The sequence below is a fragment of the Limnohabitans sp. genome, from assembly GCF_044361985.1.
Taxonomy (GTDB): Bacteria; Pseudomonadota; Gammaproteobacteria; order Burkholderiales; family Burkholderiaceae_C; genus Limnohabitans_A.
In genome coordinates this window covers 1-19,986 of sequence record NZ_JBIKHV010000011.1, presented here as the reverse complement: position 1 = coordinate 19,986, position 19,986 = coordinate 1, and the positions used below count along the sequence as shown (strand labels likewise).

Annotated in this window: 19 protein-coding genes; 13 read left to right on the top strand and 6 right to left on the bottom strand. The window is 54.6% G+C overall.

Going from position 1 to position 19,986, the window contains the following annotated elements; genetic code table 11:
- The first annotated feature begins 30 nt into the window (after positions 1-30).
- Positions 31-1,095: a YeeE/YedE family protein gene (locus tag ACIQ3A_RS03880; RefSeq protein WP_396430445.1), complete on the top strand. Its 1,065-nt coding sequence runs from the start codon at positions 31-33 to the stop codon at positions 1,093-1,095.
- A gap of 112 nt (positions 1,096-1,207) precedes the next feature.
- Here the strand turns inward: ACIQ3A_RS03880 and ACIQ3A_RS03875 are convergent, their stop codons facing one another.
- The 5 genes from ACIQ3A_RS03875 to ACIQ3A_RS03855 form a co-directional block, all read right to left on the bottom strand.
- Positions 1,208-2,482: an FCSD flavin-binding domain-containing protein gene (locus tag ACIQ3A_RS03875; RefSeq protein ID WP_396430444.1), complete on the bottom strand. Its 1,275-nt coding sequence runs from the start codon at positions 2,480-2,482 to the stop codon at positions 1,208-1,210.
- Between the two features lie 12 nt (positions 2,483-2,494).
- Complete coding sequence (locus ACIQ3A_RS03870) at positions 2,495-2,803, bottom strand: c-type cytochrome (RefSeq protein ID WP_108405199.1); 309 nt, start codon at positions 2,801-2,803, stop codon at positions 2,495-2,497.
- A 49-nt stretch (positions 2,804-2,852) separates the two neighbouring features.
- A complete protein-coding gene (locus tag ACIQ3A_RS03865; protein ID WP_396430443.1) occupies positions 2,853-3,263 on the bottom strand; it encodes a DsrE family protein in 411 nt (136 codons plus the stop codon).
- 85 nt (positions 3,264-3,348) lie between these two features.
- Positions 3,349-3,678, bottom strand: coding sequence for an ArsR/SmtB family transcription factor (locus ACIQ3A_RS03860; RefSeq protein WP_396430442.1), 330 nt, complete (start codon positions 3,676-3,678; stop codon positions 3,349-3,351).
- 165 nt (positions 3,679-3,843) lie between these two features.
- The gene (locus tag ACIQ3A_RS03855) at positions 3,844-4,770 is read right to left on the bottom strand and encodes a LysR family transcriptional regulator (protein ID WP_396430441.1); all 927 of its coding nucleotides are present in this window, start codon (positions 4,768-4,770) and stop codon (positions 3,844-3,846) included.
- 150 nt (positions 4,771-4,920) lie between these two features.
- Here ACIQ3A_RS03855 and ACIQ3A_RS03850 point away from each other — a divergent pair, with 150 nt between their 5' ends.
- The 10 genes from ACIQ3A_RS03850 to ACIQ3A_RS03805 all read left to right on the top strand — a co-directional run bounded on the left by ACIQ3A_RS03850 (position 4,921) and on the right by ACIQ3A_RS03805 (position 16,197).
- Positions 4,921-7,089 carry a thiamine pyrophosphate-dependent enzyme gene (locus tag ACIQ3A_RS03850; protein ID WP_396430440.1) on the top strand — a complete coding sequence of 723 codons (2,169 nt, stop codon included), beginning with the start codon at positions 4,921-4,923 and terminating at the stop codon, positions 7,087-7,089.
- A gap of 5 nt (positions 7,090-7,094) precedes the next feature.
- Positions 7,095-8,660, top strand: coding sequence for an indolepyruvate oxidoreductase subunit beta family protein (locus ACIQ3A_RS03845; protein ID WP_396430439.1), 1,566 nt, complete (start codon positions 7,095-7,097; stop codon positions 8,658-8,660).
- 61 nt (positions 8,661-8,721) lie between these two features.
- Positions 8,722-9,690, top strand: coding sequence for a TRAP transporter substrate-binding protein DctP (gene dctP / locus ACIQ3A_RS03840; RefSeq protein WP_396430438.1), 969 nt, complete (start codon positions 8,722-8,724; stop codon positions 9,688-9,690).
- Positions 9,687-10,217 carry a TRAP transporter small permease gene (locus tag ACIQ3A_RS03835; protein ID WP_396430437.1) on the top strand — a complete coding sequence of 177 codons (531 nt, stop codon included), beginning with the start codon at positions 9,687-9,689 and terminating at the stop codon, positions 10,215-10,217. Before dctP ends, ACIQ3A_RS03835 begins: the two co-directional genes overlap by 4 nt.
- Entirely contained in the window at positions 10,214-11,533 is a 1,320-nt protein-coding gene (locus ACIQ3A_RS03830) for a TRAP transporter large permease subunit (RefSeq protein ID WP_396430436.1), read from the top strand. The genes ACIQ3A_RS03835 and ACIQ3A_RS03830 overlap by 4 nt, the downstream gene beginning before the upstream one ends.
- Positions 11,534-11,648: 115 nt before the next feature.
- Positions 11,649-12,833: an ABC transporter substrate-binding protein gene (locus tag ACIQ3A_RS03825; protein ID WP_396430435.1), complete on the top strand. Its 1,185-nt coding sequence runs from the start codon at positions 11,649-11,651 to the stop codon at positions 12,831-12,833.
- A gap of 19 nt (positions 12,834-12,852) precedes the next feature.
- Positions 12,853-13,770, top strand: coding sequence for a branched-chain amino acid ABC transporter permease (locus ACIQ3A_RS03820; RefSeq protein WP_396430434.1), 918 nt, complete (start codon positions 12,853-12,855; stop codon positions 13,768-13,770).
- A gap of 11 nt (positions 13,771-13,781) precedes the next feature.
- The gene (locus ACIQ3A_RS03815; protein ID WP_396430433.1) at positions 13,782-14,741 is read left to right on the top strand and encodes a branched-chain amino acid ABC transporter permease; all 960 of its coding nucleotides are present in this window, start codon (positions 13,782-13,784) and stop codon (positions 14,739-14,741) included.
- The gene (locus ACIQ3A_RS03810) at positions 14,738-15,493 is read left to right on the top strand and encodes an ABC transporter ATP-binding protein (protein ID WP_396430432.1); all 756 of its coding nucleotides are present in this window, start codon (positions 14,738-14,740) and stop codon (positions 15,491-15,493) included. The genes ACIQ3A_RS03815 and ACIQ3A_RS03810 overlap by 4 nt, the downstream gene beginning before the upstream one ends.
- A gap of 2 nt (positions 15,494-15,495) precedes the next feature.
- Positions 15,496-16,197, top strand: coding sequence for an ABC transporter ATP-binding protein (locus ACIQ3A_RS03805; RefSeq protein ID WP_396430489.1), 702 nt, complete (start codon positions 15,496-15,498; stop codon positions 16,195-16,197).
- Positions 16,198-16,199: 2 nt separating this feature from the next.
- Here ACIQ3A_RS03805 and ACIQ3A_RS03800 read toward each other — a convergent pair whose 3' ends face one another.
- Positions 16,200-17,099 carry a LysR family transcriptional regulator gene (locus ACIQ3A_RS03800; protein ID WP_396430431.1) on the bottom strand — a complete coding sequence of 300 codons (900 nt, stop codon included), beginning with the start codon at positions 17,097-17,099 and terminating at the stop codon, positions 16,200-16,202.
- A gap of 189 nt (positions 17,100-17,288) precedes the next feature.
- Here ACIQ3A_RS03800 and ACIQ3A_RS03795 point away from each other — a divergent pair, with 189 nt between their 5' ends.
- Together ACIQ3A_RS03795 and ACIQ3A_RS03790 are read left to right on the top strand one after the other, a co-directional pair.
- Positions 17,289-18,524, top strand: coding sequence for a Rieske 2Fe-2S domain-containing protein (locus ACIQ3A_RS03795; protein ID WP_396430430.1), 1,236 nt, complete (start codon positions 17,289-17,291; stop codon positions 18,522-18,524).
- 16 nt (positions 18,525-18,540) lie between these two features.
- Positions 18,541-19,167 carry an aromatic-ring-hydroxylating dioxygenase subunit beta gene (locus ACIQ3A_RS03790; RefSeq protein WP_396430429.1) on the top strand — a complete coding sequence of 209 codons (627 nt, stop codon included), beginning with the start codon at positions 18,541-18,543 and terminating at the stop codon, positions 19,165-19,167.
- Positions 19,168-19,986: the final 819 nt, after the last annotated feature.

Below are 19,986 nucleotides of genomic sequence, written 5' to 3'. Positions count from 1 at the left end.
TAAGAAACCAATGAATTATTGGAGAAATCCATGAATCTCGCAAGCTTGCTCGAAAGCTGGGGCGACTCGAATGTACTGGCCATGGCGGGTGCATTGGTCGGCTTCATCTTCGGTTTGGCGGCCCAGCGCAGCCGGTTTTGCGCCCGTGCGGCCGTGATCGAATGCTGCGAAGGCCAGGCCGGCGACCGCTTCAGTGTGTGGTGGTTGGCTTTTGGTGCAGCCCTGGTGGGTGTACAGGCGCTGGTGATGGCGGGCTGGCTCAAGCCCGCAGACGCCCGCTACATTGCCCAGCCCGGCAGCATTTCGGGGGCAGTGCTGGGCGGCCTGCTGTTCGGGGCAGGCATGATTTTGACGCGCGGTTGCGCCAGCCGTTTATTGATTTTGTCGGCCAATGGCAATTTGCGCGCCCTGCTGGCGGGTCTGGTGTTTGCCGTCACTGTTCAAGCCAGCATTGCGGGTTGGCTCGCACCTGCCCGCCAAACCTTGGCCGCTTGGTGGCCTATTGACGGCGGGCCTTCACGTGACTTGCTGCACCTCTCCGGCTTCAGCCCAGTGAGCGGTTTGGTTCTGGCGCTGTTGGCCCTGGCCACAGGCTTTTACTTTTTCTTCAAAACCCACCAACACCGCTGGGGCCTGGCACTGGGTGCCATCGTCACCGGTTTGAGCATCGCGCTGGGCTGGGGCCTGACCCAGGCCATTGCCTCGCAGTCCTTTGAGGCGGTACAAATTCAGAGCCTGAGTTTCAGCAGCGCATCGGCCGAAATGTTGATGCGGGTGCTGTCCAGTGCCACCTCACCCAGCCTGGGTTTCGATGCGGGCTTGCTGCCAGCGACATTTCTGGGTTCTTTGCTGGGGGCGCTGGTCGGGGGGGATTTCAAACTGGAAGGCTTTAAAACAGAAAACAAGCTGGGCCATTACCTAATTGGTGCGGTTTTCATGGGCTTTGGTGCCGTGCTGGCAGGGGGATGCACCGTGGGCGCAGGCATGACTGGCGGCTCAGTCTTCTCACTCACGGCTTGGCTGACTCTGATCGCCATTTGGCTGGGTGCGGGCATGGCCTGGCGCATCAACCGCAGCATGGGCTGGCCTGTCTGAGTGCTTTTTCAAAGCATTCACATCGCACGCTCGTCGAGGAAAAAAAACGCCATCAGTCTTGAGGACTGCGGCGTTTTTTGACGGCGTGGCCTAAGCCACGCGCTAGGTGGCATCAAGCCAATGTGTCGGCCCAGATGTTTTGAGCCCAAGACCAAGCGTAAACGCCCTCCAGCTCATTGGCTGCACTGGATACGCCACCCGAACCAGGCACGGTCAACATGGTCTTCTTCTCCGCGTCGTACTTGTGGACACTGGCCACATGCACAACATCTTTACTGCTGACATAGCTGTAACAAGTGTTGTTGTAGATGGGCATAGGGTTGACTTCTTTGCCCATCAGCAAGGCGATCACTGCAGCAGCGCAAGTTTTACCGTGCTGGTTGGCCATGTGTCCCGACTTGGGCATGCCTGGGGCGATCTGGATCGAGTCACCCAACACGTGCACATTCTTGGCCGCTTTGGACTCAAAGGTAAGGAAGTCCACCTCGCACCAACGCTTGTTGGCCGTGGCCAATCCGGCGTTGACTGCGATGTCTCCTGCACGCATGCTGGGAATGACGTTAAGCACATTGGCCTTGAGGTCATCGTTGAACTCGAACTTCAAGGTATTCGAAGATGCATCGACATCAGTCACACGGTGCTTGCCGCGGTACTCGACGATGCCTGTGTAACGCTCTGCCCATGCTTTTTTGAACAGCGGGCCTTTGGAGGTCACGTCGTCGTTGGCATCCAAAATCAGCACTTTGCTCTTGGGCTTGGCTCTGCTGAAGTATTCAGCTGCCTGACAGGCCCGCTCGTAAGGGCCGGGAGGGCAGCGGTAAGGCGCCAACGGGATCGACATGGCAAACACCCCGCCATCGGGCATGGCTTCGAGTTGCTTGCGCAGCGTGACAGTCTGCTCTCCCGCTTTCCAGGCATGCATGACTTTTTCTTTGGCACCCGCCTTGTTCATGCCTGGCAGGGTTTCCCACATGAAGTCGACACCGGGCGAAACGATCAGGCGGTCATACGCCAACTCGGTGCCACCCGCCAGCTTGACGATGCGCTTGTCGGCATCGATGCTGTTCACGCGGTCCTTGACGACCTTGACGCCATGGCGTTTGGTCAGGTTGTCGTAGGGCGTGGTGATCTCAGTGATGGTTTTGCTGCCGCCAATCACCAGGTTGGACATCGGGCACGAAATGAAGGCATCGTTGGGCTCGACCAGGGTGACCTGGATCTTTTGCTCAGACCACATGCGAAGGTATTTAGCCGCAGTAGCACCAGAGTAGCCCCCTCCGATCACCACCACCTTGGGTCCGGTGCCACCACCCACGGTGGCACAGCCCGATACAAGCCCCATGGCACCCAAAGCGGAGCCGGTCTGCAAAAAATGACGACGTTGCATGACAGTTCTTCCTTATTTCTTTTGAGCGGCAAAATAGCCTGCAATGGCGACGATCTGCTCGTCAGAGTAGCCCTTCGACAGTTGATGCATGATGGTAGCTGCGGGTACGCGACCGGCTTTGTAATCAAGCATTTTTTGAATCGTGACTTCTTTGGGCACACCTGCCAAAGAGATCATGCCCGGCTGGGCACGGCCATCGGTGCCGTGGCAGGCCGCGCACGATGCAGCCCAGCTGCGCACGTGCAAAGGGTCAACCTGGGCTTGCACCAGGCCGGACACAGCGACCAGAGCGGCCGCTGACAAAACTTGTTGAATCTTCATGGCTTTTCCTCGAAAAAAATAGACTTGACTTTGCTGCAACCCCATGCGATCAGGGGCGCAAATACACAAATTTTTCATTGGCTTGCAGCTTGGCCACTTCGGCCACGCCAGATGGAACCACTTTGGTTTCCATCAGCAGTTTATCGGCTGAAATCTTACGCGCTACCAATGTGTTGTTGCACACACGGAACTCCACGCCTTTGCTGACCAGATCACTGACGCTGCCCGAAAAAGGCTGGTCCATTTGATTGGTGGCACCTTCCAGCAAAAAGTCGATGCCCAACCCGTGAGTGACCACCACAATTTTGGCTGTCGGGTCGGCTGCCAAGTGGTTGCGGATATTACCTATGGCACGTGAAGCCTGGGGAACGCCCTCGCTCAAGTGGTAAACCACCTTGATCTCAGCCCATGACAAGGCACAGGTCAGCAACCCGACCCCTAAAAAAAGACTTTGTTTCATTCGTGACTCCTTATGGATGGATGTTAGCCTGAGCAAGCTCAATGAGATGTCCGTGAAAACCCGGCTCAAAACTGACGCAGATCTTTCATGCCGCGTCGCTTGCGATCTGCACGCACACTGCACGACACAGCGACACCACACGCTCATTGACGATGCAGTAGTAAATTTGTACGCCATCACGGCGCTTGCCCAGCACCCCCGCCTGATAGAGGGTGTTCAGGTGCTGGGACATGTTGGGCTGCGTGGTGTTGATCTCGGCCAATAACTCACCCACGTTTTTTTCGCCATTGCACAAGGCACTGATGATGCGAAGGCGCATGGGGGCGGACATGACGCGAAAAATTTCAGCAGCCTTTTCAAAGACTTCCTCGGATTCTGTCAAAGCGTTGTCTTGAACGGGTGATTTTTGGACCATGGCGGGGGTTCCATTGTTTATCGGATGGCAGGGGGATTGTCCAACAAAAAAGGGATCCTGCGCATTAAGACGAACACTGACCCCAGGCGAGTGACTTATGCAAACAGTCTTGAGTGAACTTCAAGTTGGCCGCCCCTGTATCGAAATACCTTCGACTGTCTTCATTCAGAGTTTTTTCTCATACCGCTGAAACAACCTGCAAACCAGATTTCTCATCCATTGGTGGCGCGAGTCGTTGTCGGTGCTTTTGTGCCAGACCATCCGGACTTCGTAAACAGGCGCATCGGTGATGTCCCAAATCCGAAGGTCTTGGCGCCATTGCAATTCACGCACGTACATCTCAGGAATGATGGCCACCAAATCGGTTTGACGAGCGATGTCGGGCATGGCACTGAAGTGCCTTGACCGCAACACAATGCGGTCTTCCAACTTCATGCGCGACAACATTTTCTCCACACTGCCATGAAAAGTGGCTGTGGGTGAAGCCACGGCAAAGCCAGACTGACGCAACTGATCTGCGCTCAAGGTTTTTCCTGCTCGCCCAATGGGCGGCTTCCAATCCAGGGATGTCACGGCCATATAGCGCTCATGAAACAACAGCTCGGATCGAATACCACGATGCTCGGGTGCCAAGATGCCGATCGCCATGTCAATATCGCGCGACTCGAGGGCTGCGGTCACCTGGTCGGCGTTGACTGAAATATTGGACAAACGTGAATGCGGCGCCTCGGTCCGCAAAGTTGACGCCAACTTGGGCAGAAACATCATCTCGCCCAGATCGGACAAGGATATTTTCCAATGCACTTCACTGTTGGCGGGGACATACTCTTGGCGCCCGACCAGTTGGGTCTCCAGGGCCAACAATTGCTCATGCACATCGGTGGCCAATTGCTCGCCCAAACGGGTGGGCTTGAGGCCAGAGGGTGCTCGGACAAACAACTCGTCCTCAAAATAGTCTCGCAAACGCGCCAAAGCATTGCTGGTGGCTGGCTGTGACAAGGCCAGCGACTTCCCCGCCAAGGTGACCGAGCCTGTTCTGTGAATGGCCACCAACACGCGCAAAAGGTTGAGATCAAGTTGCCGAAAATTCATGCCAAGTTCCTTCTCAGGGTTTAACCCAATTATTCATCAACCAGATGGACACTATTTAATTTATCCATTTGTCGAATGAAGAAAACTGCCCTAAATTGATCCTGATTCAAAAATTTTCAACAGAATTTGCACACAAAGGACATCGCGCAAATGGCAGAACGTTCATTCCTTGCGGAAGTCGAAAAACTCAAGCTGGGTGCCGGCGAAGAGTTTCACGGCGAAGGCATATTGGCGGTCACCAAAGCCTTGCTGCAGTCCGGTGTGTCCTATGTGGCGGGCTACCAAGGGGCACCCATTTCGCATTTGATGGATGTGCTGACCGATGCCAACGACATTCTGTCTGAGCTGGGCGTTCATTTTGAACACAGCGCCTCGGAAGCCACCGCCACGGCCACGCTGGCTGCTTCTGTCAACTACCCGCTTCGGGGCGCGGTCACCTTCAAATCAACAGTGGGCACCAATGTGGCGTCTGACGCTTTGGCCAACTTAGCCTCTGGCGGTGTGATTGGCGGGGCCATGATCATTGTGGGCGAGGACTACGGCGAGGGCTCCAGCATCATGCAAGAGCGCTCGCATGCATTCGCCATGAAATCTCAGGTCTGGCTGCTCGACCCCAGACCCAATTTGCCAAGCATCGTGAAAGCCGTTGAAAAAGGCTTTGAGTTGTCAGAGGCCAGCAACACGCCTGTCATGCTGGAACTGCGCATTCGGGCATGTCATGTGCACGGGCAATTTGCCACCAAAGACAATGTGCGCCCCAAGTTCACACTCAAAGATGCCATCGAGCATCCCAAACGGGATGTGAACCGCATTGTGTTGCCCCCATCGAGCTATTTGCACGAGCAAGAAAAGGTGAAAGAGCGCTGGCCCGCAGCCGTCAAATTCATTCAAGACCACGGCATCAATGAATTCTTTGCGCCAACAGCCCAAGATTTTGGCATCGTCATGCAAGGCGGCTTGTACAACGGCGTGCTGCGTGCCCTGGAGGTATTGGGTTTGGCGAATGCTTTCGGTGAGTCGCAAATTCCCCTGTATGTTTTGAATGTGACCTACCCGCTGGTGGACGAAGAATTCAAAACCTTTTGCGCCGGCAAACGCGGGCTGCTGATTGTGGAAGAAGGACAGCCCGACTTCATTGAACAAAACATCCACGCCATTTTGCGCAAAGCCGATGTGCCAACACGTGTTCATGGCAAAGAATTTCTACCCATGGCAGGCGAATACACCGGCGGGGTGCTCTTGCAAGGCATCCGAAGTTTCGTGGAGTTGTATGCGCCTGAGAGCTTGGGCAATGGGGCCGCAGCGGCGCCGGCGGTGCCAGCCAATGCGTTGGTGACACAGGCCATCGCAGACGCGACGGCACAAGTGCTGCCCAGACCGCCCTCCTTTTGCACGGGTTGTCCGGAGCGCCCCATTTTCACGGCGATGAAACTCATTGAACGGGAACTGGGGCCGCGTCACATCAGCTGCGACATTGGTTGCCACCTGTTTTCCATTTTGCCGCCGTTCAACATTGGCGCCACCACCATGGGTTACGGCTTGGGCTGGGCGGGTGCGTCGGCATTCAATACCCCCGAAACAGAACACCGCACCATGGCCATCATGGGCGATGGCGGCTTTTGGCACAACGGACTGACCAGTGGCGTGGGCAATGCTGTTTTCAACCAAACAGACAACGTGCTGCTGGTGGTGGACAACGGCTACTCTGCAGCGACTGGCGGCCAGGATGTTTTGTCATCCAAAGCCATCAACCCCATTCGCAGCACCAACAACCCGATCGAAAAAGCCGTCAAGGGCGTCGGGGTGGACTGGGTCAAAACAGTCACCCACACCTACAGCCTCGATCAAATGAAGGGTGCACTGCGCGAGGCACTGACCACCCCGATAAAGGGCCCCAAAGTCATCGTGGCGCAAAGCGAATGCATGCTCAATCGACAGCGTCGCGTGAAACCACAAATCAAGCTGCGTATCCAACAAGGCGAACGCGTGGTGCGGGAAAAATTCGGCATTGATCCCGACACATGCACCGGAGACCACTCGTGCATTCGTTTGTCGGGCTGCCCTTCCCTGAGCATCAAAACCAATCCTGACCCCTTGAGAACCGATCCGGTCGCGGCCGTTGACGACAGTTGTGTCGGTTGCGGTTTGTGTGGCGAAGTGGCGCACGCGGCCGTTTTGTGCCCTTCGTTTTACCGCGCTGAAATCATCAACAACCCCAGCGGCTGGGACCAGTTCAAAGAAAAAATCCGCACCTGGGTCATTGGCCGTTTGCAAAATCGCATTGAACGTCGCCTGGCGGGCATCACCGCCTCAGCCTGAGTGACATGGACATGACCACAACATCTACAACGACCCAAACCCGGGCCATCACCATCGCCATCTTGGCCATGGGCGGTGAAGGCGGCGGCGTGCTGGCCGACTGGCTGGTGGATTTGGCCGAACACAATGGTTTTCTGGCCCAAGCCACCTCGGTGCCCGGTGTGGCCCAACGCACTGGCGCCACCATCTATTACCTTGAGATGTTTGCCAAAGCGAGCATTCCAGACGCACGCCAACCTGTCTTTGCACTCAGCCCATTTCCCGGCCATGTCGACATAGTGCTGGCTTCGGAGTTGATGGAAGCAGGCCGGGCACTTCAGCGCGGATTGGTCAACCCCCAGCGCACCACCCTGATTACTTCGTCGCACCGCGTCTACGCCATGACCGAGCGCATTGCGATGGGTGATGGCCGAATGGACTCGGACAAATTGATGGCGGGCGCCCAAGCCGCTGCGCACCAATTCATTGCGGCCGATTTCTCTGCCATTGCCAACCAGTCTGGCAGCCTGATAGGCCCAGCTTTGTATGGCGCCCTGGCTGCATCTTGCCAACTGCCCTTCACACGCCAGCAGTTCGAAGACACCATTCGACGCGGTGGCATTGGTGTTGCGTCAAGCCTTCAGGCTTTTGGTGCCGGTTACCAAGCGGCCCAACAACAACTATTGCCCCACAACGCAGCTTCAGCAGCGGCAGCAAAGCCAGTGCATGAGCCTGCTGTGCCGCAACTACCGGCCGTGGGCCCTCGGCTCCATGCGATGGCACAAAGAATTCAGCGAGACTTCAGGCCTGCAGCGCAAGCCAATCTGATGGCAGGCATTACACGCTTGACGGATTATCAAAGTGAAAAATACGCCACGCTGTATCTGGACCGACTGACCCAGCTGAACCAAAAGGCAGCGGCAAGTGCACTGGGCGACGAGATTGTGACTGAGGCAGCGCGGCATTTGGCGCTGTGGATGAGTTACGAAGACACGGTGCGTGTGGCAGATCTGAAAATAAGACGCTCACGTTTTGACCGCGTGCGTGGCGAAGTGAAAAAGAGTTCTGAGCAACTGCTGGACATCAACGAATTTTTACATCCTCGTCTGGAAGAAATTGCCGACACTTTGCCAGCGCCAATGGGTCGATGGCTTCTAAAAACCAACTGGGCCCGCAAGTTGTTGGGTCGATTCACGCAACAGGGCCGGATTGTGAAAACAACCTCGCTCAGAGGCTATTTGTTGCTTTATGGAATTGCTGAACTGCGTGCCACCCGCCCTTACTCATTGCGCTACGCCCATGAACAAGAGCGGATCAGCGATTGGTTGAAAACAGTTGAGCGTCTGCTACAGACCCACGACAACTTGGCGCTCCAAGTGGTCAAGGCACAACAATTGGTCAAAGGTTATGGCGACACCCACAGCCGAGGCTGGCGCAACTTCCAACGCCTGATGACCGCCTTGCCCAAACTTCAAAACGAAGCAGATGCCGCAGCCCAACTCCAGAAGCTCCAGAAAATCGCGCTCAGCGACGACTCCGAACAAGAACTGTTGACAAGCCTGAAGGCGCAAGGTTTACTGCAACAGCACTGAACGCCACAGAACTTTTGCCTCACCACTTTTTAACTGCCCCATCCAAATAAGGAGACACCCCATGAAAACAAGAGTCATCACATCGGCCCTGCTATTGGTCTTTGCAGCTTCAGCCACGGTCAACGTGCTGGCCCAAGAGGTCACACTGCGACTGGTCAGTGCCTTTGCAGAAAACGGCATTTATGTTCAACGCCTGCAACCTTGGATCAACAAAGTCAATGCCGAAGGCAAGGGCGTACTTCAAATCAATTTCATCGGTGGCCCCAAAGCCATTCCCACTTTCGAAGTGGGCAATGCGGTGAAAACTGGCGTGGTGGACATGGCCCTGAATACTGGTGCTTTTTACACCAACGTAATGCCCGAGGCCGACTTTTTGAAGCTCACCCAAATGACCGTGGCAGAGCAGCGCAAAAACGGCGCCTTTGATGCCATCAACAAAGTGTGGAACGAAAAAGGCAACATGCAATATTTGGCCCGCATCGTTGAAAACCAACCTTTCCACATCTACACCAACAAAAAAGTCGACAAACCCGACTTGAGTGGTCAGAAAATTCGCATCACCCCCGTCTATCGCGATTTCTTCCAATCTTTGAATGCCAATGTGATCACCACGCCGCCTGGCGAGGTCTACACGGCGCTAGAGCGTGGTGTGGTGGACGGCTATGGCTGGCCAATTGGTGGCATTTTTGACCTGAACTGGCACGAGAAAACCAAGTTCCGCATTGACCCCGGTTTTTACGATGCCGAAGTGTCCTTGGTCATGAACCTGCCGGCCTTCAAAAAGCTCACCGATGCACAACGCGTTTATTTGCAAAAACAACTGCTGGCCTTGGAAGCAGAAAATACGTTCTGGGTTCGTTATGCCGCAGAAGAAACGGCACGCCAAGCCAAAGCTGGCATCCAAACCATTGCCTTTGATGCAGCCACCAGCAAGGCCTTCAAAGACAAGGCTTACGACATTGCCTGGACATCTGCATTGAAGCAAAGCCCAGAAATCGCAGCCAAATTCAAATCGTTATTCTCTAAATGATTGCCAAACTTTCTGAGGCCTATGGGCGCTTCATTGCCGCCCTGGCACTGTTTGGATGCCTGATGTTGTTGGTCATGATGCTCATCATCGTAACCGACGTGGCACTGCGCAACTTCGCTTTCAGCGGCGGCCCCCAGGGCATTGGCTGGAGCAACGAGGTCTCAGAATTCATTTTGTATGGTGTCACCTTGTGTGTTTCACCTTGGCTGCTGCGCCAAGGTCAACACATTCGCGTTGACATTGTTCTTCAGGCCATTCCGGCCAAATTGGCCTGGGGACTTGAATGGGTGGGCGATCTGCTGGGACTGGCCTGCTGCCTGATCATGACCTTTTATGGTGTCCAAGCCACCTGGGCCAGCTACACCGCCAACTCGCTCAACATCAAAACACTGGTCACGCCTGAATGGTGGTCACTGTTTCCCCTGCCCTTTGTCTTTACATTGCTCAGCCTTGAAATGCTTTTTCGCATGCACCGCCTTTGGTTGGCTGAACGAGGCCCACGCAATGATGCGGTGAGCGCCGCATGAGCAGCTGGCAATTTGCAGCCTGCCTCATGCTCGGAGGCTCAACGGTTTTGCTCTTCATTGGCATGCCTGTTGCACTGACCTTCATTGCGGTCAATATTGTGGGGGCGTGGCTCTATATGGGCGGTGAACCTGGCTTGGTGCAACTGGTTCGCAGCAGTGTCAGTTCGGTCATGGCGTTCTCCCTGACGCCCATTCCGCTGTTTGTGCTCATGGGCGAAATTCTGTTTCACACAGGCCTGGCCTTCAAGGTCATCGAAGGCGTCGAGCGACTCATCATGCGTGTTCCGGGCCGATTGGCCGTAGTGGCCGTGGTGGCGGGCACTGTGTTCTCTGCCATCTCAGGTTCAACCATTGCCACCACCGCCATGCTCGGGGCACTCATGCTGCCCGTCATGTTGGCCAGGGGCTATCACCCCACCATCGCCACGGGCCCCATCATGGCCATTGGCGCAGTGGACATGCTCATTCCACCCTCCGCCTTGACGGTGCTGTTGGGTTCCCTGTCGGGCATTTCCATTTCAAAATTGCTGATTGGTGGTGTCTTGCCAGGCGTATTGCTGTCCATTTCTTTTGTGGCCTGGATCATCATTCGCGTTCGAATCAGCCCACACTTGGCGCCCACTGAATCCGATGTGGTGCATCACACAGGCTGGGCGCGCTGGCAGCCCTTCTTTGGCTATGTCTTGCCCACACTGTCGATTTTTGGCGTGGTGGTAGGGGCCTTGGCAGCAGGTTGGGCCACCCCCACCGAATGTGCCGCATTGGGGGCTTTTGCCACCATGGTGTTGGCGGCGTTTTACAAAGCCCTGAAGTGGCAGGCTGTGTTGAAAGCCCTCAAGGGCACAGCAGGCATCTCGGGCATGATTTTGTTCATCATTTTGGGTGCCACCACATTTGCCCAAATACTTTCCTTTTCGGGTGCCAGCACAGGCTTGGTGCAGTTCATCACGGGCCAAGGTTTGTCCACCACCTGGATCGTGGTCGGCATGATGCTGATGCTCATTTTCCTGGGCATCTTTGTCGACCAGGTGAGCATGATGATGATCACCTTGCCGATCTTCATGCCCATCGTGAACACTTTGGGCGTGGACCCCATCTGGTTTGGCGTGATGTTCCTCATTTGCATGCAACTGGGTTTGCTGCTGCCGCCCCATGGCCTGCTGCTGATGACCATGCGCGGTGTCGCCCCCCCCTCTGTCACGATGGGTCACATTTTCCTGGCTGTGGTCCCCTATGTGGTCATGAGTTTGATGATGTTGCTGGCGGTCTTTTTCATACCCGGCATTGCCACATGGCTGCCCGGCTGGATTGGGTGAGCACTTCACCTGTAAAACGGGAAAACACTGATTTCAAAGGGTCAATTTTTGGCCAAGAATATAGGGTGCCCTAGGGCAAGTGCTTTTTTATCATCGGTCTCACCAGGAGTTCATCATGTCTTTTCCGCTCGTTAAAAGTCTTGTTGCCCTCACCGCGGCAGCCACCTTGTCGATGCAACCCGCGCTGGCAGCCGACAAAGTGAAAGTGGGCTTTGTCAGCACACTGTCTGGCCCCTCGGCCGCTTTGGGGGTGGACATTCGCGATGCCTTCATGCTGGCGGTGAAACTCAATGGCGGGAAACTGGGCGGATTGCCCGCAGATGTTTCCATTTCTGACGACCAATTCAAACCCGACGTGGGCAAACAATTGTTCGAACGTTATGTCAAACGCGACAAAGTTGATTTTTTAACAGGCGTGGTCTTCTCCAACATCATGCTGGCAGGTCTGCCCGAAGCGGTCGAGGGCAAAACCATTTACCTCAGCCCCAATGCCGCACCTTCGCCCATTGCCGGCGCACAGTGCACACCCTACTTCTTTGCGGTGTCGTGGCCCAACGATGCTTACCATGAGGCTGCAGGCCAACACGCCACCAACCTCAAAGTCAAATCTGCTTATTTGCTGGCACCCAACTACCAGGCCGGAAAAGATTCTTTGGCGGGTTTCAAACGCTTTTACAAAGGCAACGTCAACGGTGAGGTTTACACCAAGTTGGGGCAGCTCGACTATTCGGCAGAACTGGCTGAGATTCGGGCCGCCAAACCCGAAGTGGTCTACACCTTTTTACCGGGTGGCATGGGCATCAACTTCATCAAGCAGTTCATGGCCGCAGGCTTGAACAAAGACATCCGACTGATTCAGCCTGGCTTCGGCGCTGACCAAGACGTGATTCGTGCAGTGGGCAATGACATGCTCGGTATTTTTGACACAGCACACTGGGGCATGGATTTGCCCAACGAAGCCAACAAGAAATTTGTGGCCGAGTTTGAAAAAGAATACAAGCGCCTGCCGACTTTGTACGCGGCTCAGGGCTATGACACAGCGCTCTTGATTGATGCTGCGGTGCGGGCGGCAAACGGCAAGGTCGAGGACAAAGACCTGATGATCAAAACGCTCAAGACGGTGAAGTTCAATTCCGTGCGTGGCGACTTCCGCTTCAACACCAACCAGTACCCGATTCAAAACTACTACCTGCGCGAGATTCAGAAAGACGCGCAAGGTCGACTGGTCAACCGCATTGTGGGTCAACCGGTCTTGACCAACCATGGTGACGCTTATGTCAAAGACTGCCCCATGAAATAACGAGGGCTAAGATCTCCTCATGAGCAGTATTTTGATGTTGGAGCAGGCCTTGAACGGCCTGCAGTTTGGTTTGATGTTGTTTTTGCTGGCGTCTGGTTTGACGCTGGTGTTCGGCATCATGGACATGATCAACCTGGCCCACGGCGCGCTCTACATGGTGGGGGCCTTCCTGGCAGCCTGGCTGGTTCAGTTGACCCAGTCATTCTTGCTGGGTGTGATCTTGGCCGTTGTGCTCACTGCCGTGGTGGGCATGGTCTTGGAAGCCACGCTGCTGCGAACGCTTTATGCCAGAGACCACTTGTCCCAAGTCCTGGCCACGTTTGCGCTCATCCTCATCATCAATGAATCAGTTCGCATGATTTGGGGGTCCGACCTCCCCCTTTCTGCACCCCAAGCCTTGTCAGGCCCCGTCGAATTATTGCCAGGCTTGATGTACTCCAGTTATCGCCTGGTCATCATCGGCGTCGGTTTGACCATTGCCTTACTGTTGTTTTTGTTGGTCACCAAAACCCGCATGGGGGCCTGGGTTCGCGCAGGCGCCTCCAACCGTGAGATGGCCATGGCCATGGGGATCAACATCAGGACGCTGTTCACCGGCGTGTTTGGCATTGGTGCTGCGCTTTGCGCTGTCGCGGGTGCCATGTTGGGCCCCTTGCTGGCGGTTCAGGTGGGCATGGGTGAAAACATCCTCATTTTGGCCTTTGTGGTGATTGTGATTGGCGGCATCGGTTCGGTCTGGGGCGCCTTTGTGGGAGCTATCTTGGTGGGCTTTGTCGACACGCTGGGACGGACCCTGCTGCCGCATCTGTTTCGAGAAATATTCTCACCCCAATTTGCCAGTGCTGCCGGCCCTGCCGTCGCCTCAATTTCGGTTTATCTCTTGATGGCCCTGGTTCTTTTTGTTCGGCCGCAAGGCTTGTTTTCAGGTCGCTCTTAAGCCAGTTCAAGATGAAACGCGAAACACCTCCCTGGCTCTGGGCCTTGTTGTTGATATTGGCCATTGCATTGCCGTTGGCGCTTCATTTCGGCGGCCAGGATTTTTACATCAGCATGCTCAGCCGCATGATGATTTACGGCATTGCGGCTTGCAGCCTCAACCTCATATTGGGCTTTGGCGGATTGGTCTCATTTGGGCACGCTGCATTTGTGGGCATTGGCGCCTACACCGTGGGCATCATGATCACAGAGGGTGTAACCAATGGCTGGGTGAACTTTGCTGTGGCCATGGCCGTCTCTGCTTTGGCTGCCGCTGTGATTGGCGCCATCTCCTTGAGAACGCGTGGTGTTTACTTCATCATGATCACGCTGGCTTTTGCGCAAATGATTTACTACTTGGTGAACTCCATCAAGGCTTACGGGGGCGATGAAGGCTTGAACATCAAGTTCAGATCCAACTTTGGCATGGGGCTCAATTTAAAAAACGATCTGACGTTTTACTTTGTGGTCCTGTTTGTACTGGTCATCACCCTGATCCTGATTTCGCGCATGATGAAGTCACGCTTTGGCCGAGTCATTTTGGCCATCCGTGACGATGACACACGCGTAGAAGCCATCGGGTTTCCAGCCTACACCTACAAATGGGTTTTGTTCACCGTTGCCGGTACTTTGGGTGGCTTGGCGGGGGCCTTGATGGTTAACCACCAAAACTATGTCAGCCCCAATTTGATGCACTGGACGCAATCGGGCATCTTGATGGTGATGGTTATTTTGGGGGGCGTAGGAACCCTCTCAGGCGGCTTGTGGGGCGCCTTGGTCTTGCTCATTTTGGAAGATTTGATTGCTGAACACACGGTGTATTGGCAGTTCTATATCGGGTGGTTCTTGCTGGCGGTGGTGCTGTTGGCACCCAAGGGGCTTTCGAGCTTCTTTAACCGCCCACCCAAAGTCAAGGTCAAGGGGCATTCATGAGCCAAGCACCTTTGCTCGACGTTCAAAATTTGGTGAAGAAGTTTGGCGCCGTGTTGGCAACGGACCACGTGAGCCTCCAAGTCCAACCGCATGAAATTCATGCCCTGATTGGACCCAATGGCGCGGGCAAGACCAGTTTGGTGGCACAGTTGTCTGGCTTGCTGCCCAGTGACAGTGGGCAAATTTTCTTCCAGGGTCAGGACATCACCGGGATGTCAACTCACGAACGCGTTCGCTCAGGTCTGGCGCGCTCGTTTCAAATCACCCGCCTCTTCAAATCCTTCACGACCTTGGAAAATGTGGCTTTGTCCGTCCAGGCGCGCATGGGAAATAGTTTTTCATTTTGGAAGCCCGTGAGCCAAGATTCGGCGCTGACAGACCAAGCCATGCGCCTGCTCAGTGACCTGGGTCTGGCACATCGCGCCAACGACCCCGCCAGCGAACTGTCCCATGGTGAGCAACGCATCTTGGAACTGGGTCTGGCTGTCGCTACGCAACCCAAGTTACTGCTGCTGGATGAGCCCATGGCAGGCGCAGGCCCGGTGGAGTCTGAGCGTATCTTGAACCTCATTCTTAAGTTGCGCGAACAATCGGCCATCTTGCTCATTGAGCACGACATGGACGCTGTGTTCAGACTGGCCGACAGAATTTCTGTGTTGGTGAGTGGCGCGGTCATTGCCACGGGCACGCCCACAGAAATCAGGCACCACCCGCAAGTCATTGCAGCCTACTTGGGCGAGGAGAACGCATGAGCTTGCTGCAAGTACGCAATGTGGAATCGGCTTACCAAGAGAGTCAGGTCTTGTTTGGCATTGACTTCAGCCTTAAGGCGGGCGAATCGATGGGCTTGCTTGGCCGCAACGGCATGGGCAAAACCACGCTGATCCGAAGCATTCTGGGTCTCAAATCCGTTCAGGCCGGCCAGGTTATTTTTGATGGCCATGACATCACCAACCAAAGCACCGACAAAATTGCGCGGCTAGGCATCGCCGTGGTGCCTGAGGGAAGACAGGTTTTCCCCAATTTAACGGTGGACGAACACCTCACAGCCTTTGTCAGTAACCGACACAAAAGCTCAAGGCTTTGGACACCCGCCCGTGTGTATGAATTGTTCCCCCGCTTGGCTGAACGCAAATCGAACCTGGGCTCTCAGCTTTCGGGGGGGGAACAGCAAATGCTGGCCATTGGCCGTGCTTTGGTCACCAACCCCCGCTTGATCATTCTGGACGAAGCCACCGAAGGCTTGGCACCGCTCATTCGCGAAGAAATCTGGAAATGCCTGCGACTGCTCAGCGAGGAAGGGCAGACCTTGATCGTGGTCGACAAGTACGTCAACCGATTGGTGGACATTGCATCGCATCACCTCATCATGGAGCGCGGTCAAGTGGCCTGGGCAGGCAGCTCGCAGGCGCTGCGAGATGACCGCCAGTTGTGGACGCGCTATTTGGGCGTTTGAGCTTAAAACGACTGCGCCACCGATTTCACCGCTTGCATGAGCAGCTTGCTGGCAGGACTTAAAGTGCCTTTGCGGCGCCGCGTGATGCCCACCCTTCTCACCCATTGGTGGCCTGTGGCTTCCAGCGCCTTGAGTTGTCCTGCGCGCACTTCCCAATAAATCAATTCTTTTGGAATGAAGGTCAAGGCATCGCTTTGCATGACCATGGACTTCATCAAAACGGTCGAAGTTGTTTCGACTTGGGCCACAGGTGGCTCCAGATCATGTGCCACGAAATAATCGTCAAATGCCAGCCGTTCCAACTCACGTTGCCTGGGCAAAATCCAAGGGTATTTCAGCAACATCTGGGGGGTGACCACTTTGTGTTTTGAAAGAGGATGGTCTGCGCGGGCCACCACGCTGGCATGTTCAGTCGACAAAAAGTCGTGAACCAGCTCTGCATCTGTCGATCTAGCAGGCACTGACGACAGCGCAAAATCAACCTCCCCTTGCTTGACCCAAGGCATCAAAGCTTCGTTCAAGCCATACAACACCGTGACGTGGACTTCGGGGTTTTGATCGGCCAACACTTTGAGGGCCAATGGCAAAAGCCGTGTGGCTTCTGTGGGGCCACAGCCCACCATCACGTGCCCACGTTGAGCCCCTCGCATGGATTGAATTTCACCCACGGCATTGCGCATCTCTGCCTCAATGACCCGCCCATGCTCCATGAGGGCCTGCCCAAAAGGCGTGAGACTGACGCCAAAACGGCCCCTTTCGAGCAGTCGCACCCCAAGATTTTTTTCGAGGGCCTTGATGCTCTTGGACAGCGCTGGTTGAGAGATTTCCATCGACGCCGCAGCTTCGGTGAGATTGCCGTAGCGAGCGGCCGCCAGGAAGAGTTGAACTTTTCTGTAATCCATAACCTATGGTAATGGAAAAAGCATGAATTGTTGTAGATCAATTTTCCGACCTGCGTTAAGTTATGGGTTCGTGTTCATCTCAAGCCCTGAAATGGAGTTTTCATGCAATCGATAGATTTAGATCACCTGGTTCAACCAGACCGCGTTCACAAGAGCGTCTACACAGATCAAAAACTTTTTGATCTTGAGATGGAGCACATTTTTGAAAAGGCTTGGGTCTATTGCGGTCACGAGTCACAGGTCAAAGAGGTCGGCGATTACTTCACCATGCAAATCGGGCGTCAGCCCATGGTGATGGTGCGCGACATCGACAAAAGCGTGAAAGTGCTTTACAACCGCTGCCCCCATCGCGGCGTGGAACTGTGTGGCAATCAAAGTGGCAACACAGGCAAAGGCTTTGTCTGCTCTTACCATGCCTGGAGCTTTCATCTGAATGGCAAAGTCAAAGCCATCCCCTTGGTCAAAGGCTATGACGGCACCCGCTTGAACACCAAGGATGCAGATTGCAGCATGGTGGCGGCCGCGCGCGTCGACAACTACCGTGGTTTCGTGTTTGCCAGCTTGTCCAAAGAAGGCCCCACATTGGTGGAATTTTTAGGTGAAGCCAAAGTGGCCTTTGATGACATGTGCGACCGGTCACCCGTGGGTGAAGTGGAAGCCGTCCCTGTGTGCCACCGCGTGATTCAGAAGTCCAATTGGAAATTCTTCATGGAGAACCAACTGGATGCCTTGCACCCTTCCGTCACGCACCAGTCGACGGGGGTGTCTGCGCGCAAAGTGGAGCAGCGCCTGAAAAAGGAAAAAGGCGATGCGCCTTTGTTCTTCCATTACCTGTCCACCTTTGCCTCCAGCTTTGACCAGTGGGACTCTGTGCAAACGGTGAACTTCAAATACGGCCATGGTATTTTGAAAGCTTATATGGGCTTGCGCCCCACCGACCCCGACACCGTCGAATACGAGGCTTTGATCAAGAAGGCGTATGGCGAAGAAAAGGGTGAAGAATATTTGGCACGCAGCATTCACCACGTCCTCATTTACCCGTATTTGTCGGTTCAGTCGCCCTTGCAACAAGTGCGGGTCTTGAGGCCCATTGCTCCGAATAAAACGCTGTCCGAGATTTGGCACTTCCGACTCAAAGGTGTGTCAGAGGCCATCTACGAACGTGCACTGTGGTATTTCAACTTGGTGAACTCGCCCGCCACCATGATCAATGCCGACGACCTGGAAAACTGGACCAAGGGCCAACTGGGACTGGAATCCAATGGTGGCGAATGGGTGAGCTTGCACCGCAACTACGGTGGAGACACCGAAAAAGATGGTGTTTTGTACTCCAACAACGGCACCAGCGAAGTCGTGATGCGCAATCAGTTCAAGGCCTGGGAATCGTATATCCGCGCCGCCATTCAACCTTCGGCCAAAGCCTGAACAGGAGTCAAATCACATGAAAACCAATGAAGTCAAAGATGCACTGGGCACCGGTGTTGTGATTGAAGGCATTCAATCGATGTCTGGCGCGGACTCCATCGAACCCGATCACATGGGCCGTGGCCGAAAGCCGAGCCAAGGTTACATCCCAAAAGCCATCCCAGTCGATGCCGCATTGCAGCGACAAGTTGAAGAACTGCTGTTCCATCAAGCCGCTTTGCTGGACAACAAAGCCTGGGGTGATTGGACCCATCTGTTCAGTGAAGATGGTGTTTACTGGATGCCCTCCACGCCGACCCAAACCGATTGGCGCCGCGAAGCCTCTATCTTTGCTGAAGACCAATTGCTGATGGAAGTTCGCATGAGCCGCTTGCAACACCCCAACGCCTGGTCACAAGCCGCGCAGTGGGGCACTAATCACATGGTGGGCAACATCGTAATTGAAGCCGTCAGTGCCACCACGGTGGAGGTTTATTCACGTTTTCAGATGATGGAAATGCGTCGCGACGACATTCGCCATTTCGGCGGGAGCTACCGTCACACCCTGGTCAAACAAGGCGATGACTTGAAAATCAAATTGCAACGCGTGGACATGACCAACGGCCAAGCGGCCTACGACTACGTGCTGCAAGCTTGGGTTTGAGCACCTGACGATCAAGCCCACGCCGTAGAGCCCGACTAGGGCATGAAATCATGGCCTTGCAGTGATGCAAGGCCAATTTTATTGGGCGTGTCATTTCTACGACCCCCCGCTTATTTCACATGGATGATGGCATTCGCCCAAACCTATAGACAGTTTTCTCAGCGCAGATCGACGCAGTCGTTGGAACGCAGACAAAAGTGGGTTAGTGAATTCTGTGATGGGAGTTTCGATATTCCTCCAGTGCTATCGATTTCCGCACTAGAGCAACGCCAAAATAAAAAACCCTAAGTAAATCAATTACTTAGGGTTTTTAACTGGCGGAAACGGAGTCCGTATTACCCCTTGTTAAATGGGATTTCTAGAAGGTTTTTCCTATAGTTCCCCCAAAAGAACCCCCATAAAAACATTTGGCACTTTTTGCGGGAAAACATAGCGAGATACAACTTGCCCATAAAGTCAAAGACGCCAACGGTAACGCATACAACCGCACGTCATTTTGGGAGGCACGGGTCAAAAGATGCAGTCATGGGCCGATTACCTTGACCTTCTAAAAAATTGGAGGAAAAGTCATCCCATTAACCAATTCAGCATGAAGCTAAATCGTCGAACATTTCTAGCGCCATTCACCCAAGAAACTGCTGTCAGTTCCGCGGAGCTGCGCAAGCAGTGAGCATGGGCATATGCGCCCATGTCATGAGTGCCTGAGCCTCTTCTAGCGTCGCACCTAGCCAGTGCTGATGCAACTCGGGTCCAATGATCACTGGGGTACGTTTTTCATCGCCGGGCTTGTGGAACTGGTTCATGACCGGATGCTCATCT

Excerpts from the sequence above, each read along its gene's own strand:
- ACIQ3A_RS03880 (WP_396430445.1), top strand. The coding sequence starts at position 31 with ATGAATCTCGCAAGCTTGCTCGAAAGCTGGGGCGACTCGAATGTACTG.
- ACIQ3A_RS03875 (WP_396430444.1), bottom strand. The coding sequence starts at position 2,482 with ATGCAACGTCGTCATTTTTTGCAGACCGGCTCCGCTTTGGGTGCCATG.
- ACIQ3A_RS03870 (WP_108405199.1), bottom strand. The coding sequence starts at position 2,803 with ATGAAGATTCAACAAGTTTTGTCAGCGGCCGCTCTGGTCGCTGTGTCC.
- ACIQ3A_RS03865 (WP_396430443.1), bottom strand. The coding sequence starts at position 3,263 with ATGAAACAAAGTCTTTTTTTAGGGGTCGGGTTGCTGACCTGTGCCTTG.
- ACIQ3A_RS03860 (WP_396430442.1), bottom strand. The coding sequence starts at position 3,678 with ATGGTCCAAAAATCACCCGTTCAAGACAACGCTTTGACAGAATCCGAG.
- ACIQ3A_RS03855 (WP_396430441.1), bottom strand. The coding sequence starts at position 4,770 with ATGAATTTTCGGCAACTTGATCTCAACCTTTTGCGCGTGTTGGTGGCC.
- ACIQ3A_RS03850 (WP_396430440.1), top strand. The coding sequence starts at position 4,921 with ATGGCAGAACGTTCATTCCTTGCGGAAGTCGAAAAACTCAAGCTGGGT.
- ACIQ3A_RS03845 (WP_396430439.1), top strand. The coding sequence starts at position 7,095 with ATGGACATGACCACAACATCTACAACGACCCAAACCCGGGCCATCACC.
- dctP (WP_396430438.1), top strand. The coding sequence starts at position 8,722 with ATGAAAACAAGAGTCATCACATCGGCCCTGCTATTGGTCTTTGCAGCT.
- ACIQ3A_RS03835 (WP_396430437.1), top strand. The coding sequence starts at position 9,687 with ATGATTGCCAAACTTTCTGAGGCCTATGGGCGCTTCATTGCCGCCCTG.
- ACIQ3A_RS03830 (WP_396430436.1), top strand. The coding sequence starts at position 10,214 with ATGAGCAGCTGGCAATTTGCAGCCTGCCTCATGCTCGGAGGCTCAACG.
- ACIQ3A_RS03825 (WP_396430435.1), top strand. The coding sequence starts at position 11,649 with ATGTCTTTTCCGCTCGTTAAAAGTCTTGTTGCCCTCACCGCGGCAGCC.
- ACIQ3A_RS03820 (WP_396430434.1), top strand. The coding sequence starts at position 12,853 with ATGAGCAGTATTTTGATGTTGGAGCAGGCCTTGAACGGCCTGCAGTTT.
- ACIQ3A_RS03815 (WP_396430433.1), top strand. The coding sequence starts at position 13,782 with ATGAAACGCGAAACACCTCCCTGGCTCTGGGCCTTGTTGTTGATATTG.
- ACIQ3A_RS03810 (WP_396430432.1), top strand. The coding sequence starts at position 14,738 with ATGAGCCAAGCACCTTTGCTCGACGTTCAAAATTTGGTGAAGAAGTTT.
- ACIQ3A_RS03800 (WP_396430431.1), bottom strand. The coding sequence starts at position 17,099 with ATGGATTACAGAAAAGTTCAACTCTTCCTGGCGGCCGCTCGCTACGGC.
- ACIQ3A_RS03795 (WP_396430430.1), top strand. The coding sequence starts at position 17,289 with ATGGAGCACATTTTTGAAAAGGCTTGGGTCTATTGCGGTCACGAGTCA.
- ACIQ3A_RS03790 (WP_396430429.1), top strand. The coding sequence starts at position 18,541 with ATGAAAACCAATGAAGTCAAAGATGCACTGGGCACCGGTGTTGTGATT.